The following is a 17,098-nucleotide window of genomic DNA, read 5'->3' as shown; positions in this document are numbered from 1 at the left end:
ATAACAGAAAATAATGAAGCATCTTTTCATACGCTCACTTTTTGTGATGGCTATGCTGGTAGGCTGCCATGGACAGCAAGCCAGCTCCCAGGAACTCCGACGGGAGTTGGAAGATTGGCTGGCCGTAAAGAGTGCTGACCGGGAACCACTCGAAAGACATGCATTCTCGCAAAAGCCACTGACAAAGGCCGAGGCGGAATTTAGCATCGACCTGCTGTTTCAAGACAAACAACGCCAGCTCCTCTCCGATTTCGGAAATCAATGGGAGTCCCGGGAGCTTAGCTACCAAGGGCTGCAAATGCCATTCTTTTACCAAACATTCGGGGATGAACCCGCGGAAGGCCGAAGCCTGTTTATCTCCATGCACGGAGGCGGCAACACCCGCCCGGAAACCAACAACCGTCAGTACGAAAACCAAAAACACCTGTACGATGAGGCCATGGGCAGCCTGGAAGGCATCTACCTGGCCCCGCGTGCGCCAACCAATACCTGGAACCTTTGGCATGAAGCGCACATCGATGATTTTTTCTCCCGTCTGATACAGCTTGCCGTGGCAAAGGAAAAGGTAAATCCCAACAGGGTATACCTCTTGGGATATTCCGCGGGCGGCGACGGCGTCTTTCAATTGGCTCCCCGCATGGCGGATCGCTGGGCGGCCGTATCCATGATGGCGGGTCACCCCAACGAAACCTCACCGCTGGGGCTAAAAAACACGCCCTTTGCACTACACATGGGGGCATTGGATGCCGCCTATGACCGAAACAAAAAAGCGGAGGAATGGAAACAGCTGCTGGACAGCTTGGAGCGCAATGCCCCCGGTACCTATATACACCAAGTGGTACTTCACGAAGGCAAGGGCCATTGGATGCAACTGCAGGATGCTTCCGCGCTGGCATGGATGTCCGACTTTACCCGAAACCCGGTACCCGAGAAAGTGGTATGGAAGCAGGATGACCGGCACCACACCGACTTTTATTGGTTGGGGGTTCCGGAAGAGCTAATTGAAACCGGCGGGGAGGTCATCGCCGAATACAATCCCTCCCGCAACGAGGTAAACATCCTGTCCAACTACAGCAGTAGGCTTCACATCTACCTCAACGATCAAATGCTGGATCTGGACGCACCCGTTACCATCAAGTACCAGGGTGCTACCATCGCCAAGAAGACCTTCCACCGATCCCTTCCGGTAATTTACCGTACCCTATCGGCAAAGGGAGACCCTCATTTGGCCTTTTCCTGTGTACTTACGGTCATCGATAATAAGCGGTTGGAGGAGTAAACAACCGAAGCAACCAAACGAGCAAGCACCGGAACATATCGCCGGTGTCCTCGCCGAATAGCGGTCATGCCAGAATACAGATTCCAAGAAAAACAGCTTGAGTTTTCTAAATTAGCGAATGCTTTTACGATATTCAAAAATCGAAAGACATGAGAACACTATCTATAAAGCTTGACGATATCGTTTACGAAGAAACCGAGCAATTACTAGAAAAAATAAAAACGCCAAGAAATCGATATATCAACGAGGCACTAATCTACTATAATCGGATTCAAAAAAGAAAGATCATTTCCAGCCTGCTGGCAGGAGAATCCATTCTCGTGAGCGAAGAATCTATTAAGGTGCTCTGCGAATTCGGAAATCTGGACGAACATGACAGCTAAGAAATATGAAGTAGTGCTATTGGCAACAAAAGATAGCGTAAAAAGCAGCTAGTCATACGTATTCGGCTTCAAGATAAACTGCCACGAAATCTTCCAACTTTTCTATTTCAATCGTAACAAAACCAGGCTCTCCAACTACGTGTATGCTGCCCTGATTCTTTAGTATTTTATGTGAAATAAGTTGTTGGCCGGGAAGGGGCAATCTGAAGCTTAGTTGATGTACAGAAATCAACTCCCTAGTGGGTCTTTTTGGTCCAGAACTGGTATTTACCAACGAAAAAACATACTTCCCGGGTGTCTCGATCGACCTTGTCCACCCCATATGTACTGAGGACGGGGCATTGCTCTTAGGAAGATTTTCCTCCCCTACTAAATAATTTACCGCTCTGGCCAATACATTTCTGGCATCACCATGTCCCATCTGATGGGTAGTGACATCCGGCTGATTGGCAAAATAAATGACCTTACCTTTTCCAAACGCATGCTCCACGATGGTGGGATGCTCACTGGCAAGCCGCTCCACCCAAGCTTTGTCGGGGGGTTGGTTATGTACCGTAGGCACCGCATGGCAGATAACCTTGGCAGACGATAGCGGCATGGTTTTTAAGGTATAGGCATATTGATGAAGCAGTTGGGTCTTCACAGCATCCTCCGCAACCAAGGGATGCTCGGGTGCAGAAATAAACTGGTAATTGTCCTTTCGGGTGTTCCATCTTTCCCCACCATAATTCACCCCAAATAGCTGTGACAAGGCAAAATCCTTCCTGGGATTTCCTTCTTGGTCCAGCAGGCTGGTAGCATAGGTTGCCAGCAGGTTTCCTCCCCCATTCACATAATCCGTTAGGAGCTTCACCTCTGCTTCGGCCATGCAATGCACATTGGGTAGGATAACCAAGTGATAGGCTTTCAACTTATCCGCACTGACTTGTTCAGAAAGGATAAAATCATGGGGAATGTGACTTTCTATGAGTACCGCTTCCATGCCCTTAATTGCCTCTCCGAATTGTTCTTCCTCCAATAGCTCATTTCTGTAATGCAGACGGGTGGGTCGGGAATAATAGATCCCAATCCGGGAAACGGGCACATGCCCTGCCAGCAATTCCGCATGTTCCCTCACAAAGTGGTTGGCATCTTCCTCCACAAAAGCGTTTCGCGTGTCATAGGCAATCGTGGGTACATTGGTGAAGTAACAGTTCCAGAACCTGCCACCTACCGCGAGTATTTCCCAGAGCCAAATTTTGACATCCAAGGAAGGCTCTATAACCAACCTGTGCGAGGTGCCATTGCCGCCATACATGACCACCGCTTCCCGTTCCGGAGCTGCCGATTTGAGAAACTTGATGATAGACTGTGCGTAGTTGTAATCTTCATAATGAATATTTTCTGCATTTTCGGTGAGGAAGGCTACGCTTACCAGAATGTCAAAATGGTCAAAAGCATTTTTCAGGTCTATGCCGTTGTTCACCCTTCGCCCCACCTCATACATGCTGAACACCTCTGCGGTGTACACCTTATCCTCCCCATAGGATTTGATGGTTCTCTTTATTTTGTCCATATAGGCGTCCGCCGCATAACGCTTCCAGCCCATATACGCATCCAATTCTTCCGTCGAAGATTCCCCCATTACGGGGATCGTCCTGCCATTGTAGGCTTTGTAAGCTTCCTGACAATAAGGACAGTAGCAGATACCATCATACCCGGGGCTGTTGTGCCAAATACCATCCAAATCATACGCCTGCAACACCCTGCCTATATATTCGTTGGCATAGTCATTTCGGTAGGGGGTATTGTAGCATGCTATGTGTAAATGAGGTTTGGTATACGTCATCATCATAGGACGCTGATCCCTGTTTTTGGCAAACCAATCAGGAAACTTTTCATAGACCTCCGGCACTACACCTCTAAAATCCACCCGGCCAATTACCCGGATGCCTTTAGCTTTACAGGCTTCGCTGATATCCTTGAGGATATCCCTACCTTTTAGAAATGGATTTAGGTTGGCCGCAGGCAAGGGATTTTGCCAAAAATCAGTAATGCCACCCGCATTGACGCAAAGGACATTCGCCCCCGACTTCAACACATAATTGGTTACGATATCTACGTCGTAGTCTTGTACGTCTGTCTCCCGTAACACCGTGTGCATAATGCGCAGGGGCAGCTTAAACCAGGGCACCTCCGTTCGCAAGGAAATCTCCTTAGCACTCCCAAAGGTTGGCAGGGTAGGAAAAAGCCACATCCCTCCCAAAAACACTGCCCCTGCACGGATGAATTCTCTTCTACTTCTTGATTCAAGATCGATATCCCTGTACATACCCATAAAAACTCCTTTAGATGCCATTTCTTTTTACCAATTTATTCTCCAGCTTCTACTGCCTTAGCGAACAGAAAACACACCACTTATCGTTGATCCATAGATGAGGCAAATGAGCCATAAGAAAAACAAAGCCCATCACTAGATGAAATCGAGCATGACATAGCCGTCACACACTGGGATGACTATCAACCATGCGAGATTCCATGTGACCACTGAAAAACAATTATAGACACATGAAAAAGCAGGTCATTGAAATAGGACGTACTGTTAAAGCCTGTGGAATCCTATCCTAAAGTTGCTCAAGAATACCCCATTTACCAAATTATCGATTATAAACTAAGATTTTATGGTAGCAAAAAAAGCAACGCCTGATAATACGATGCGACGGAGTTCAACAAACCTGCTGCAAAACCCCTAACTAGCTACATTGGGATAGAAACGGTCGGATTACCAAAAAGCCAACTAAAAAATGGATCGTAGAGTTCCTCAAATGAAATCACCTAAAATCCATGAAAAATCTAAAAGTCTACATCCTGATACCCTTGATTTTCTAGGCACCAACCCCAAAGAAACCTCACCGTTGGGGCTAAAAACCACGCCCTTTGCACTACACATGGGAGCACTGGATGCTGCCTATGACCGAAACAATAAAGCGGAGGAATGGAAACAGCTGCTGGACAGCTTGGAGCGAAATGCCCCCTGTACCTACATCCACAAGGTAGTGCTTCACGAAGGCAAGGGCCATTGGATGCAATTGCAGGGTGCTTCCGCGCTGGCATGGATGTCCGACTACAGCAATCGACTTCACATCTACCTCAACGATCAAATGCTGGATCTGGACGCGCCCGTTACCCTCAAGTACCAGGGTACTACCTTCGCCAAAAAGACCTTCCACCGATCACTTCCGGCAATTCACCATACACGATCGGAAAAGGGAGACCCCCATTTGGCCTTTTTCTGTGTATTTACGGTCATCGATAATAAAAAATTGGAGAAGTGAAGGCTGAACCTTGAACGCTCAAGCCACAATCCTGAAACCCTGAACATTTGAACCCTAAACCCTCCGAAATTCATCCCACCATGCTTTAAAAATAAAGCAGATCCGATAGAAATGCGCTGATCCTGATTTTTGCACAACAGAAATCCTAAATTCCGCACAATAAAAATCCTTAAATCTGCACAACAAAAATCCTAAATCACTGAACTTCATAGCAGACACAGGAATGAGTTATAGAAGACCTGATGGAATAAATGTGATATCTTTAACTGCCTTGGGAAAGTAATGCCCACGGATACATCGAAAAGGAATTCGTACCTTCACGGTTGATCGGTAGGAAGCTGCCTACTTTTCTACCGAACAGCACCTATCCCATCCGGTAGGGACTGTAGAAAAGCCATCAGATCGCTGATCTGACCGAGGGTTAGGCGTTCCTCCCATCCGGCCGGCATCAGGGATTGCTCCGACTCCCGGATCTCCAAGATAGACTCCTCTGCGATACGCCGAAAAACCCCGGGACCAATCTCCAATACCAGTTCGCCGGCATCTTTTTCTTTGATGATGCCCAGCCAGGCACCCGAAGCAGTCCTCACTTCCACCGACTCATACTCCCTCGCAAAGCTCGCACTGGGATACACCACCGCTTCCAGCAGGTCGTGCCTAGAACGGATCTCTCCTATATTGCTCAGGTCTGGACCGAAAACCGCCCCCTCCCCCGAGACGGCGTGGCAATCCCCACAACCGGCCTCTCCGTAAAAGACATTCCTCCCTGCCAACACATCTCCTGGGATCAATCGCTCCTCCAAATCATGAAGGCGGGCCAGTCGTTCCTCCCGTTGCCTTCGGATTTGGGAAAGCAACCCCGCCACCTGATCCTCAAGACCCGGTAATTCTCCCGAAAACAGCTGCGCCACCTGGTCCTCGGATAGCTTGTCCATTAGGGTGGGTTTGGAAACCAAAAAAGCAAGAAGGCTGCCGCCAAGCTGCTCCGAAACCTGCCCTTCGAACAATGGGAGCATATACGGCACATAGCGGTCCTCCAGTCGGGGCAAGATGGCCTCCGAAAGGTATAGCAGGGACGCATCATCCAGCTCCATCCTGCCCAAAAGCTGGATTGCCTGGGTCATTTCCTTGCCCTCTGCTTCCTGCACCAGACCGTCCATCAAGTCCCGTAGTTCCTCAGCCGGCGGACGGTAGCCCTCCCGCGCCAAGGCCTGCAGTGCCCGAACCCGAAGCGAAAAGGGGGATGTTGGGTCTGCCATATCCAGTAGGTAGGCTTCCATACCGGTTAGGCTACCCGTAAGTACGAAATCAAGTGTCTGCGAGCGAAGGGCCTGCGAACCCGTTTGCATCCACTGTCCCAGGATGGGCTTCCAGCGCTCGGGAAAGGGCCTTACCGATGCACCCTGCAAAAGCTCCAGGTACAATTCCCGCAATTCATCCTCCTTACTCGCTGTCAGCACCTGTTCAAAACCCCGTTGAAAAACCTCCTGACCACTGAATACACGAAAAAGCCCCTGCAACTCCGTCAACCCTTCCGTGGTCACCTGCCGAAACAGGGGCAGGGCAAGCGCTGACCAATCCAAATGCCTGCCTAATACCCAACGTCCAGCCTTTCTGTCCTCCTCCGCTTCACTAGTTAAAAACGCCAGCAGCTCGGGTTGGGTAAGTGCAGCGTGGGTTACCTGTTCCAGGGCGATCAGCGCACCCGTGCGCACACCGGCTTGGGCATGGCGCAGCGCTTCGCGCAAAACCGGCACTTCCCCAAGTTGCCACAGAGAAAAGATGACCGCATGCCGAACGTAGCGGTCCTCACTCCGTTCGAGCACCGAAAGAAGCGCAGCGGAAACCCCTTCCTTGCCTAACCGGCCCAAAGCTGTGGCGGCCTGCCTTACCACGGAAAGAGAGGCATCCTCTAAAAGGCCCACCAGAGTTGCCTGTGCAGAAGTCCAGGGAGCAAGTCCGACAACCCTAGCATACGCCGCTCGAACCGAGTCTGAGGGATCTTTCGCCGCTACTTCCAGGCCCTCCAGCACACCCAAACGGTATAAGAGGAATACCAACTGCGTCCGAACCTCGGCATCAGGATAGGCGGTAAGTCGGGCCAGCAAATGGGGAACGGCCGCTATACCCTGCTGTAGGATGGCCTCCTGGGCACGTTTTCGAATAAACGGCCCGGGCACCGAAAGTGCGTCCACCAGGGACGGGATAGCCAATTGATCCCAAGCCTGCTCGTTGCCATAGGGATCGGCTACCGGTCGGGCTGCCTTCTTACGTATGCGAAAAATACTCCCCTGTATGTCCGGTTTCGCCGTGCGGGACAGCGGACATCCGGCGATAAACCACCCGCCCGTATTGACGACCAGCAAGCTTCCATCTCCATCCTGCAATACATCCGTGGGGTGAAAATCCGCCGCCTTGGATTCCAAAAAATAAGTATCATTGCTTGCAAAGCTGGCTCCGGTCTCTTCTACCACACTGCGCACAATTCTTCCCGTATTAAACTGCGCATGAAACAGATTGCCCTCGAAGCCTTCCCCCCAGAAGTCCCCCTCATAGCGCACCAGTCCGGAGGGGGAAACCCTCGCCATCTTGGACATAACGGGCATAAGATCTCCCGTCAGTACCAACCCGTCCTCCTCTATCACCGGGTTAGGCTTGGGAAAAACCCCTCCTTCCACCCAGTGCATCAGTGCATCGCGGTAGCCGCCTTGGGGATCGACAAAATAGGTCATGGTACCGAACACCTCTCCGGAAGGAGTAAAAGCCAGCTCAACGGCATTGTCAAACCCGCCGCCGGCAAAGGATTCCAACCGGGATCCATCCGGCAAACAACGCCAGATGCGCGCACCCTTGCCCGAAAGTTGCTTGCCCTCGTTGGTGGTGATATCGAAGCCCCTCCGGGCATCGGCCATATACAGCCATCCGTCCGGCCCCATAAATGGGCCACTAAGGATGGCTGCGTTGTGGTTTAATTTCCAACCGGAAAGCAGTATTTCCTTTTCCTCCGCTACCCCGTCACCGTCTGTATCGGTAAAATTCAGCAGGTCCGGAACCGCAGTAACATACAGGCTGCCCTGAAAAAAGGTACCTCCCATGGGAAAGGGCAGGCTATCGGCATAGACCGTGCGGTGGTCAAAGACCCCATCCCCATCCAGATCCCGAAGCAACAGGATGCGGAAATCAGGACGATCCAAAATTTCCTGGGTACCATCTGTGTGCCCGCTGGATTCAAAAACAAACAAGTTGCCCGAGTCGTCGAAACTGGCAAACATCGGGTAGCTCAACAGTCCGGGCAACACCGCCTCTGTCATTTCGAACCCCTCAGGGAGAATGAAAGCTTTTTCCCCTTGCAGGGAAGCCTCCTCCGACACAAGCGTCAAAAACAAATAAACGGCCAGTAGCAATATGCCCAGGACCGCTCCCGCAATCAGTCGATTACCATATCCCCTAAAGTTCATGGTTCAAAGAGAAGCGGAAAGAACTGCCCCTCCAACTTTTCACCGGTAGGTATCACCGGTACTCCGTCCAGCAGCACGCCGTCGGTATTGGATCGGGTGCCATCCGCAAACACGTTGATTACAAAGGCCCTTCTGGGGCGTTCGGAATAATTGGCATAAGATCCGTGTATAGCCAAGGGATGGTGAAAGGTAGCATAACCTGCCTTCATTTCCACCGGAACGGGATGAAACAACGATTTCTGCTCCGGCGTGAGCATCTCCATGAGGCCGTCCATCTCACCGGCCAGCTCGGGCTTGTCCAACAGACCCCAGGTATGGGATTTTGGAATATAATGCACACAGCCATTTTCTACCGTGGCATCATCCAGGCCTACCCAACAGGTAAGGTGCTGCATGGGTACGCTACGGGTCCAGTAGGAATAATCCTGGTGCCAAGCCACCACGCCCCCATGCTTGGCAGGCTTACAAAACAACTGGTCGTGCCAGAATCGAACGGGCTTATCGTCCAGCAGCTGACTGGCGGCCATCACAAATGCAGGATTCCAGAGGATATCGTGAAAACCTTCCTTGATGCGCCAATGTCCCAGGGAGTGGAAAAGTACCGTATTCGGATCGCTTGACTCGTTGGACTTAAACTCGTAAAACAGGTCAGAACCCGCATAATCCTTGTCCAAAAACTCCGCCAGTTCCTCGTTCAACCGGTCTACCTGCCACTGATCCAACAACTTGACGTTGTGGAGGTAGCCATTTTCCTTAAAGAACGCTACCTGCTCCTCGGAAAGACGAAAGGCATCCCAGTCGCTCTCCCGCTCGGGCCAGGTAAACAAATCGCCTATCAGCTCATGTATTTTTGAAAGATCTCTACTCATGTTGGAATGGATTAAATCAATGCGGTCACGGATTAATGGTTGGGCAGTAGGGGGGCTATTTGGTCCATGGTGGTGACTCCGGGCGGGAGCTCCGTGACGGTAAGGTTGCGGAAATGTATGGGCGCACCCTCAGACTCCAGGCAGATGTATCCCTTTTTCTGGGAGGACTGGGAAATGCCGTTCACAAACTTGCCGTTGACGGACAGCTTGATCACACCGTCCACGCAGACGACCACGTAGGTATTCCATTCCCCTCGGGGCAGGCATCGGTTTTCGATGGATTTACTCCGCGTACCTCTGGGGTTATCGGGAACCGTTTCCACACCCCCCACGCCGAAGAGCTCTCCATGGACATACGCAATGGGGGGCAGTTCGCCCTTATCGTTCTTGTTTTGGTTGACCCAATCCAGCTCCAGCATCTGCACTTCTACCCCATCGGGCAGTCGGTTGCTGCCGGGGACGGCACTGCTCCACACAAAGGTGCCGGAGTTTCCTCCCAGTTCCTGGTGGCTCCACTCTACGTACATGATGAAGTTTTCATACTGCTTTTCCGAGCGGATCACGCCGATAGGCAGTCCCTCGCAGACCAGCCGATCTTCTTCGAAACGCCAGGTTTTCTTTTCGGTATTCACATTAAACCATTTGATCGGTTGTTCGGTGGGGGTCTTTCCACTGATCACCGCCTCTAGGCCTTGTTCTTTGCCAAATTCAAACAGGTATTCCTGGGCCATAAGGCCAATGGGCATCAGGGAAAACGCTGTGCCAAGGGCAATTTTTTGCAGAAGGTGCATTCGGATTATCTTAGGTAAAAGGGTGAAGAAAAGTTAAACCACTTTGGTGACTCCGGGAATCGCCACGGGCGGTACCGGCCACTTGAGGTCCCAGGCATAGGCCTGCATATCGGGGCCGAGTACTTGGTTGGAATTCATGGCCTCCTCCCAGGTGATGGTTTGCCCGCTGTAGCCCACCATGCGGCCAAGTACGGCCAACATCGTGCTGTTTGCCATAAGCTCACCTTCATTCAGCGGCTTACCGGAGCGAATCGCCGCAAAAAGATCCTCATGTTGGGTTTCGTAGGGGTTGTTGTATTCTCCCTGGTAATCCCATTTATTGCGTCCATAGGTGGCATGGATCCGCTTTCCGATGTCCACGGCGGCAAATCCGTCCGTACCGGAAATGTCTACCTTATTAGTATTGGAGCAGCCTTTCTGTTGCCGGCTGAAGTGTACGCCTTTCAGGTGGTTGCCGTAATCATACTCGATGGCGAAATGATCGTAAATATTGCCAAAGTTTTCTTCGGTGCGGGACTGCCTGCCGCCGGTGCCCGTGGCGCTTAGCGGCAGCCTGTCGCCAAAGGCCCAGGACATCATGTCCAGGCTGTGGACCATCATCTCCACGATGTAATCACCGGACAGCCAGTCGTAATAGTACCAGTTGCGCATTTGGTATTCCATCTCCGTCCAGTTGGCCTGCCGGGGTTTGTACCACAGTCCACCGCCATTGCGCGCGGTAAACACGTTGGTCACCTCCCCGATCGCACCCGACTGAATCCGTTCAAACAGCTCCCGCTTGGCAAAATCGTACCGGAAGGTAAAGCCAGACACCACCGATAGGTTCTTTTCCTTGGCCTTTTTGGCCGTCTCCAGAACCAATCGAACGCCCGGGGCATCCACGGCCACTGGTTTTTCACAGAAGACATGTTTCCCCGCGTCTACCGCTTCCTTGAAATGGCTGGGCCGAAAGGCCGGCGGCGTGGTCAAAATCACCACATCCACCCCGGAATCCAACACCTTGCGGTAGGCGTCAAATCCCACGAATTTATGGGCCTTGTCCACCTTCACCTGCGTGGGGTTGACCTTCATCAGCGACTGATAGGATTCCTCCAAGTAATCTTCAAAAACATCCGCCATACAGGTGAGCACGGCATCTTTGTCTGCCTTGAGGGCTTGGGCTGCCGCACCGGTACCCCTGCCCCCGCAGCCAATCAGCCCAACTTTCAATGGCTCCCGGCGGGAAGCCATACCGCTGGCAATGGCAAATGGCATGGGTAGAACGGTACTGCCTACCAAAGCGGCACCGGTGGTTTTCAGGAAGGTTCTCCTTTCATTCTTATCAGCTTTTTCAAACATGGTGTGGAATGGGTTTATGAAACGTGTACTAGCTGCGAACCCAAAGAGTAAGCATGGGGAAAATTACAATTTGTGTCTGCCATTTCAAACATTTTTTACACCAATTGCCGAATTTGCTACCCTTTGTGCCAATCAGCCTTGCAAAGCGCAGGCAAAAAACAATATATTTGGCATCCATGCGATAACCCCAAAAACCATTGCCATGTCCCATACCGCTACCGAACAAAGCACCTTTATCCAGTCACTTTCCGAACGTATTGCCGGCGACGTGCTCGTCGACGACTATTCGCTGGGCATATACAGTACCGATGCCAGCATCTACCAGATCCGGCCACTGGCTGTGGTATTGCCCCGTCACGAGGAGGACGTAAAAACGGCCCTGAAGCTGGCCGCGGATCACGGTGTGTGCATCCTGCCCCGGGGAGGAGGTACCAGCTTGGCCGGACAGACCGTGGGCAAATCCATGATTTTGGATTTTTCCAAATACATGCATGCCACCCTGGAAATCAACCAGGAAGAGCGCTGGGTGCGGGTACAACCGGGAAAGGTACGCGACGTGCTCAACGACGAACTTGCGCCCCTAGGCCTTCATTTCGCCGTGGATCCGGCCACCTCCAGCCGCGCCAACGTGGGGGGCATGACCGGCAACAACTCCTCGGGCACCAAGAGCATCCTGTATGGCAAGACCGTGGATCATGTGCTGGAGGCCCGGGTGCTGCTGGCCGATGGCACGGAAATGACGCTTTCGAAAAAAACACCCGAAGCCTACCGCGAGATCGCCGCAAAGGACGACCGGGAAGGACAGATCTACCGGGAGTTTGGGCAACTGATTGAAACACACCAAGAAGAAATCAAGGCCCGCTTCCCCAAGGTCATGCGTCGGGTGGGCGGCTACAACCTCGATGAATTCGTCTACACCGACCAATGGAACCTGGCAAAGCTGGTAACCGGCAGCGAGGGCACCCTGGCCACCACACTGGAACTCAAACTAAACCTGGAACCCCTACCCCAGTACAAGTCTGTCTGCGTGATCCACTTTTCGGACCTGCTGGAAGCCATCGGATCGGTCACCTCCATTCTCGGCTACAACCCCTCCGCCGTGGAGATCCTGGACAAAATCGTGGTGGACCTCAGCCGGGAAAACTTGACCACCAAACGACACTGCCACTTTATCAGCGGCAATCCGGCCGCCATCCTGATCGTGGAGTTTTACGGGATCAGCATGGATGACGTGATGCAGCGGCCCATGGCGATGATCCAAGACCTACAGGAAAAAGGCCTGGGCTATGCCTATCCCCTATTTCCACAGGGCGAGGCCTACGAAGACGTGTGGCTCGTCCGCAAAAAAGGCCTGGGTCTGATGCTGGGCATAAAGGGCAAAAAGAAGCCCCTGCCCTTTATCGAAGATGCTGCCATCCCTACCGACAACCTCAAAGAATACATAGACCGCACGCTGCAGATCTGCGAAAAGCATGGGGCAGCCGTATCCATGTATGCCCACGTGAGCGTGGGCGTGATCCACGTGCGGCCCATTTTGGATCTGCGGGAGGCGGACGATATCGAACGGCTTAAAAACATAGCCGAAGACACCTTTAATCTTGTCTTGGAATACGGTGGATCCTGGAGCGGGGAACATGGCGACGGCCTCGTGCGAAGTGCCTTTAACGAACGCTTCTTCGGCAAGGAACTGTACCAGGCATTTATCCAGGTCAAGCGCCTCTTTGACCCCGAAAACCGGATGAACCCCGGCAAGATCGTGGAAGCCCAGACCATCGAACACAACCTGCGGTACGGAACCCAGTACCGGGACCAGGTGCCAAAGGCCAGCTACCACTACCGCAGCGAACAAAGCTTTGAAGAAGCCGTGCACATGTGTACAGGCGTGGGGGAATGCCGCAAATTGCTGGGCGGCACCATGTGTCCCAGTTTCAAGGCCACCCGCGACGAGGAGCACTCCACCCGGGGCCGCGCCAATGCCCTCCGCCTGGCCATGTCCGGTCAGCTCGACAAGGATGGCCTTGCGAGCAAACGCCTTCAGGAAACCCTCTCTCTGTGCCTTTCCTGCAAGGCCTGCAAATCCGAGTGCCCCAGTAATGTGGACATGGCCAAGCTGAAAAGCGACGTGATGCAGCTGTACTACGACCAAAACGGCACCAGCCGCCGTGACCGCCTGATCCGTGATTCCGCCAAGGCCGCCCGGCTATTTTCTGGCCCCTTTGCCAAGGCCGTCAACGCCCTGCAGGCCTCCAAGCCCTTCCGCAAATCCCTGGAAAAGGTGGCCGGTTTCTCCAGCGAACGCACCCTACCGGCCTATGCCTCGGAACCCTTTTACCGCTGGTTTGACAGAAATGCCGCCCAGCCCGACCACCTGCAAAAGGAGGTGGTACTCTTTGCCGATACCTACCTGAACTTCCACGAACCCGATATCGGAAAATCGGCCCTGAAGCTCCTCAACGCCTGCGGTTACCGCGTGCACTTGGCCAACGTAGGCTGCTGCCAGCGGCCCAAGATCTCGCACGGCTTCCTCCGGGAGGCCAAGGCCCAGGGCAACGAGACCATCCGCCAACTGTTGCCCTACCTGGATCGTGGCCTTACGGTGGTGGTCTGCGAACCCAGTTGTGCTTCGGCTTTCAACGACGACTTCCCGGACTTAATGGATTCCCCGGAGATTGCCCAAAAGCTAAAAAACCAGGTGCTGATGATCGACGTGTTCTTGGCTCGGGAAAAGGATGCCGGTCGGCTGGAGCACACCCTACGACCCAAGGATAAGCGGATGGTCATCCACGGCCACTGCCACCAAAAGGCCCTCTACGGCACCCAGAGCATGAAAAAGCTGATGGGGAATGCCCATCAGGTGATGGAAATCCCCTCGGGCTGCTGCGGCATGGCAGGATCCTTTGGCTACGAAAAGGAGCATCTGGAGCTGTCTCGAAAAATCGGGGAAGAGATCCTCTTTCCGGCTGTACGCAAGCTGGAAGCCGGAAATTCCCTGGCTGCCTGCGGCTTCAGCTGCCGCCATCAGATCGACCACTTCACAGGAAAAAAAGCAAGGCACTGGGTGGAATTGGTGGAGGTGGTAAAGGGGGAGTGATACTCTCATATCTCATTTCCCAACTTAAAACTCCCAAAAATACCCATTTGAGTCCGAAAAATACCCCGATCAGGGTATTTTAAACATGGGAATTAAACCCTATCTTTATCAAAAGGTGTTGGAAGCAAAATCTTCGCATCGTTATTTAAATCAATGGAGGAGACAGGATATGCTCGATGAGTGTCGAAGAAATAGGCAAAACCAACATGCGCCCAGGCAACCAGTAAGAAGAATTATAGGAGCAACGGCGTTGCGCCTATAACAGAGTTATGGCACATAAAAAGAAATGAAGAAACTAGCAATTTTGTTGTTAATAATATTTTCTTGCTCAACTGAAAAGTCATCTATAAATATCATTGAGCGAGATGGAATTATGTACGAAATAGAAACTAATAGCCTTTTCCAAGGAATTCGATATGAATACCATGAAAATGGGACTCTTTCTTTTTCATGTCAGTATAAAGATGGGCTAATGAATGGTACAGCCAATTTTTGGTTCGAAAATGAAATAAAACAATCTGAAGGCCTAATGCAAAATGGAAAAAAAGAAGGAGAATGGAGATTTTACTTCCCAGAAGGTTCTCTTCATAGCATTACCAATTTCTTGAACGGTTTAGAGCACGGGAAAAAAATTGAATATTTCGAGAATGGTTCATTATCCGGAGAATATAAGTTTGTTGATGGGCAATTAGATAGTATCAGTACGGAATATTATCTAAATGGACAGATAGAAACAGTTGTAACTTGGAAAAATGGAGTGCCCCATGGAACTGTGAAAAATTACTTCGAAAATGGGAATCTTAAAACTGAATTTTCTTATACCGATGGTCTAAAGCAAGGCAAATGCCTAACCTATTATGATAATGGGCAAGTAGAGGTTGTGAGTTTTTACGAAGACAATTTATTAAATGATTCATTAATAGTTTACAATAGTAATGGATTGGTTATAGGTAGGACTTTCCATATTAAAGGCAATCCTGAAGGAAAATGGAAGTATTATAATTCACAAGGAGAACTAATTGAGGAGCGGTTTTATAAAGATAGTTTATTAGTAAACACTATAGATTATCGAAAATAAACGTGCCATAACATCACCTTGGAAGACAGCGGGCGGTTCAGAGTAAATAGAAAGTTTAGTATCTTTAAGAAGTTAGGAGTAGGTTGGAAGGGAACGGCTCCGAAAGCCCGCCGTCTCCAAGCTGAATCCCGTTACCGGCAACCGTAGGGCGACAAACATTTAAAAAACAGAATAAACAAAATAACAAGACATGAGTAAGGAATACACAGAAGACATTGAAAATGATAATGACGAAATTATTGAAGATATTGCCCCATTTGAAACATCTTCAATAGTTGTCTATTCCCGTGACTGGACAATAGAAACAATGTTCAGTCAAATAATCTCCAAAAACATAGATTTAAATCCTAAATATCAAAGGAGAAATGCGTGGAATGATGACAAAAGAAGCAAGTTAATTGAGTCTATTATCATTGGTTATCCAATACCAGAGATTGTTCTAGCCGAAAATCCCTTACAAAAAAAGTCTTTTGCGGTTATTGATGGCAAACAACGCTTATTGACGATTGCTGGTTTCATCAATCCAGAAGAATTTGGCTATTGGGACAATGGTGGAAAATTAATTAAACTAACCGTACTCAAAAACCTAGTTGGTTACTCATACAATGACATCAAAAGCAATGAGAAACTATCCAATGAATTTCGAGAATTTTTAAATGCGGCTCTTAGGTGCACAATAATTACAAACTTTCAAGCCAATGATGTCCTATATGACATTTTTTATAGATTAAACTCAGGCTCGGTATCCCTCTCAACACAAGAACTTCGGCAAGTTTTAAATCGTGGTGAATTTGCAGACTTTTTAATTGAAACAACAAATTCTATTCAACCTCTTCATTTGGTTATGAACTTATCAGAGCCTGACAAAAGGCTTAGAGACATTGAAGTTTTACTAAGATGCTTATCTATGATTGAGTTTTCAAATACATACAGTGGAAACTTAAAACAATTTTTGGATGGCACAATGGCTATTATGACAAAGGAATGGGAGAGTTACAAAACCAAGGTTGCAACAATATATCACCTAATCAACGATTCTATTGAACTTTTAAAAGACATTTTTGGTGACTACAGATTTGTAGGACGTAAATTCACCAACGACAAGCCTGAATCAAGATTTAATAGAGTAATACTTGAAGCACAACTTTTCTTTTTTACCCGTTTACCTAAAGAATTGATAAATGAAAACACAATCGATAAATTTAAAATAGGCTTCATAAATCTATGTCAAAACGATTCAGAGTTTAGGTCATCGGTTGAATCATCAACAAAAAATATTGACAGTTACAGAGTGAGATTTCAAAAGCTCCAACATTTAATGAACGAATCTTTTGGCTCAAATCTAAACATCAATCCTTTCTAGTATGATTGCTCAAGACTTTGATAAAATTTATAAAGATACGGAAGCATATATCCAAAGTTTGGAGACTTCATTTATTAATCGTCACTTAACTAATACTACTTTACGGAGTTAAAAATTTTGGCCAATAAGGCAAA

The 17,098-nt window shown here is 49.9% G+C and carries 11 protein-coding genes; 6 read left to right on the top strand and 5 right to left on the bottom strand.

Annotated features, from left to right (window positions below; genetic code table 11):
* Positions 1 to 13 precede the first annotated feature (13 nt).
* Entirely contained in the window at positions 14 to 1,279 is a 1,266-nt protein-coding gene (locus ADIS_RS08780) for a Putative polyhydroxyalkanoate depolymerase precursor (protein ID WP_010854090.1), read from the top strand.
* Positions 1,280 to 1,428: 149 nt separating this feature from the next.
* On the top strand, positions 1,429 to 1,662 hold the full coding sequence (locus ADIS_RS08775; RefSeq protein ID WP_010854089.1) for a hypothetical protein: 234 nt from the start codon (positions 1,429 to 1,431) through the stop codon (positions 1,660 to 1,662).
* Positions 1,663 to 1,714: 52 nt separating this feature from the next.
* Here ADIS_RS08775 and ADIS_RS08770 read toward each other — a convergent pair whose 3' ends face one another.
* Complete coding sequence (locus ADIS_RS08770) at positions 1,715 to 4,000, bottom strand: alpha-amylase family protein (RefSeq protein ID WP_035805311.1); 2,286 nt, start codon at positions 3,998 to 4,000, stop codon at positions 1,715 to 1,717.
* Between the two features lie 445 nt (positions 4,001 to 4,445).
* Between ADIS_RS08770 and ADIS_RS08765 the strand changes: the two genes are divergently transcribed.
* The gene (locus ADIS_RS08765) at positions 4,446 to 4,976 is read left to right on the top strand and encodes a hypothetical protein (protein ID WP_010854087.1); all 531 of its coding nucleotides are present in this window, start codon (positions 4,446 to 4,448) and stop codon (positions 4,974 to 4,976) included.
* 350 nt (positions 4,977 to 5,326) lie between these two features.
* Here the strand turns inward: ADIS_RS08765 and ADIS_RS08760 are convergent, their stop codons facing one another.
* The 4 genes from ADIS_RS08760 to ADIS_RS08745 are packed head-to-tail and all read right to left on the bottom strand — an operon-like array spanning position 5,327 to position 11,432.
* Positions 5,327 to 8,434, bottom strand: coding sequence for a PVC-type heme-binding CxxCH protein (locus ADIS_RS08760; RefSeq protein ID WP_010854085.1), 3,108 nt, complete (start codon positions 8,432 to 8,434; stop codon positions 5,327 to 5,329).
* Entirely contained in the window at positions 8,431 to 9,303 is an 873-nt protein-coding gene (locus tag ADIS_RS08755; RefSeq protein WP_010854084.1) for a phytanoyl-CoA dioxygenase family protein, read from the bottom strand. Before ADIS_RS08755 ends, ADIS_RS08760 begins: the two co-directional genes overlap by 4 nt.
* A gap of 32 nt (positions 9,304 to 9,335) precedes the next feature.
* Positions 9,336 to 10,094, bottom strand: a complete 759-nt coding sequence (locus tag ADIS_RS08750) for a 3-keto-disaccharide hydrolase (RefSeq protein ID WP_010854083.1) — start codon at positions 10,092 to 10,094, stop codon at positions 9,336 to 9,338.
* Between the two features lie 33 nt (positions 10,095 to 10,127).
* Entirely contained in the window at positions 10,128 to 11,432 is a 1,305-nt protein-coding gene (locus ADIS_RS08745; RefSeq protein WP_010854082.1) for a Gfo/Idh/MocA family protein, read from the bottom strand.
* A gap of 16 nt (positions 11,433 to 11,448) precedes the next feature.
* Between ADIS_RS08745 and ADIS_RS08740 the strand changes: the two genes are divergently transcribed.
* The 3 genes from ADIS_RS08740 to ADIS_RS08730 all read left to right on the top strand — a co-directional run bounded on the left by ADIS_RS08740 (position 11,449) and on the right by ADIS_RS08730 (position 16,964).
* Complete coding sequence (locus tag ADIS_RS08740) at positions 11,449 to 14,523, top strand: FAD-binding and (Fe-S)-binding domain-containing protein (protein WP_238325414.1); 3,075 nt, start codon at positions 11,449 to 11,451, stop codon at positions 14,521 to 14,523.
* 286 nt (positions 14,524 to 14,809) lie between these two features.
* On the top strand, positions 14,810 to 15,601 hold the full coding sequence (locus tag ADIS_RS08735; protein WP_010854080.1) for a toxin-antitoxin system YwqK family antitoxin: 792 nt from the start codon (positions 14,810 to 14,812) through the stop codon (positions 15,599 to 15,601).
* A 190-nt stretch (positions 15,602 to 15,791) separates the two neighbouring features.
* Positions 15,792 to 16,964 (top strand): GmrSD restriction endonuclease domain-containing protein, encoded by a 1,173-nt coding sequence (locus ADIS_RS08730; protein WP_010854079.1) that lies wholly within the window; start codon positions 15,792 to 15,794, stop codon positions 16,962 to 16,964.
* Positions 16,965 to 17,098 lie beyond the last annotated feature (134 nt).

Source organism: Lunatimonas lonarensis (genome assembly GCF_000390185.1).
GTDB classification, from domain to species: Bacteria; Bacteroidota; Bacteroidia; order Cytophagales; family Cyclobacteriaceae; genus Lunatimonas; species Lunatimonas lonarensis.
Note: the sequence above shows the minus strand (reverse complement) of the source record. Positions and strands in the feature narration are given on the sequence as shown.

What these genes read in the sequence shown, in the direction of transcription:
- ADIS_RS08780 (WP_010854090.1), top strand. Translation starts at nt 14, where the DNA reads ATGAAGCATCTTTTCATACGCTCACTTTTTGTGATGGCTATGCTGGTA.
- ADIS_RS08775 (WP_010854089.1), top strand. Translation starts at nt 1,429, where the DNA reads ATGAGAACACTATCTATAAAGCTTGACGATATCGTTTACGAAGAAACC.
- ADIS_RS08770 (WP_035805311.1), bottom strand. Translation starts at nt 4,000, where the DNA reads ATGGCATCTAAAGGAGTTTTTATGGGTATGTACAGGGATATCGATCTT.
- ADIS_RS08765 (WP_010854087.1), top strand. Translation starts at nt 4,446, where the DNA reads ATGGATCGTAGAGTTCCTCAAATGAAATCACCTAAAATCCATGAAAAA.
- ADIS_RS08760 (WP_010854085.1), bottom strand. Translation starts at nt 8,434, where the DNA reads ATGAACTTTAGGGGATATGGTAATCGACTGATTGCGGGAGCGGTCCTG.
- ADIS_RS08755 (WP_010854084.1), bottom strand. Translation starts at nt 9,303, where the DNA reads ATGAGTAGAGATCTTTCAAAAATACATGAGCTGATAGGCGATTTGTTT.
- ADIS_RS08750 (WP_010854083.1), bottom strand. Translation starts at nt 10,094, where the DNA reads ATGCACCTTCTGCAAAAAATTGCCCTTGGCACAGCGTTTTCCCTGATG.
- ADIS_RS08745 (WP_010854082.1), bottom strand. Translation starts at nt 11,432, where the DNA reads ATGTTTGAAAAAGCTGATAAGAATGAAAGGAGAACCTTCCTGAAAACC.
- ADIS_RS08740 (WP_238325414.1), top strand. Translation starts at nt 11,449, where the DNA reads ATGAAACGTGTACTAGCTGCGAACCCAAAGAGTAAGCATGGGGAAAAT.
- ADIS_RS08735 (WP_010854080.1), top strand. Translation starts at nt 14,810, where the DNA reads ATGAAGAAACTAGCAATTTTGTTGTTAATAATATTTTCTTGCTCAACT.
- ADIS_RS08730 (WP_010854079.1), top strand. Translation starts at nt 15,792, where the DNA reads ATGAGTAAGGAATACACAGAAGACATTGAAAATGATAATGACGAAATT.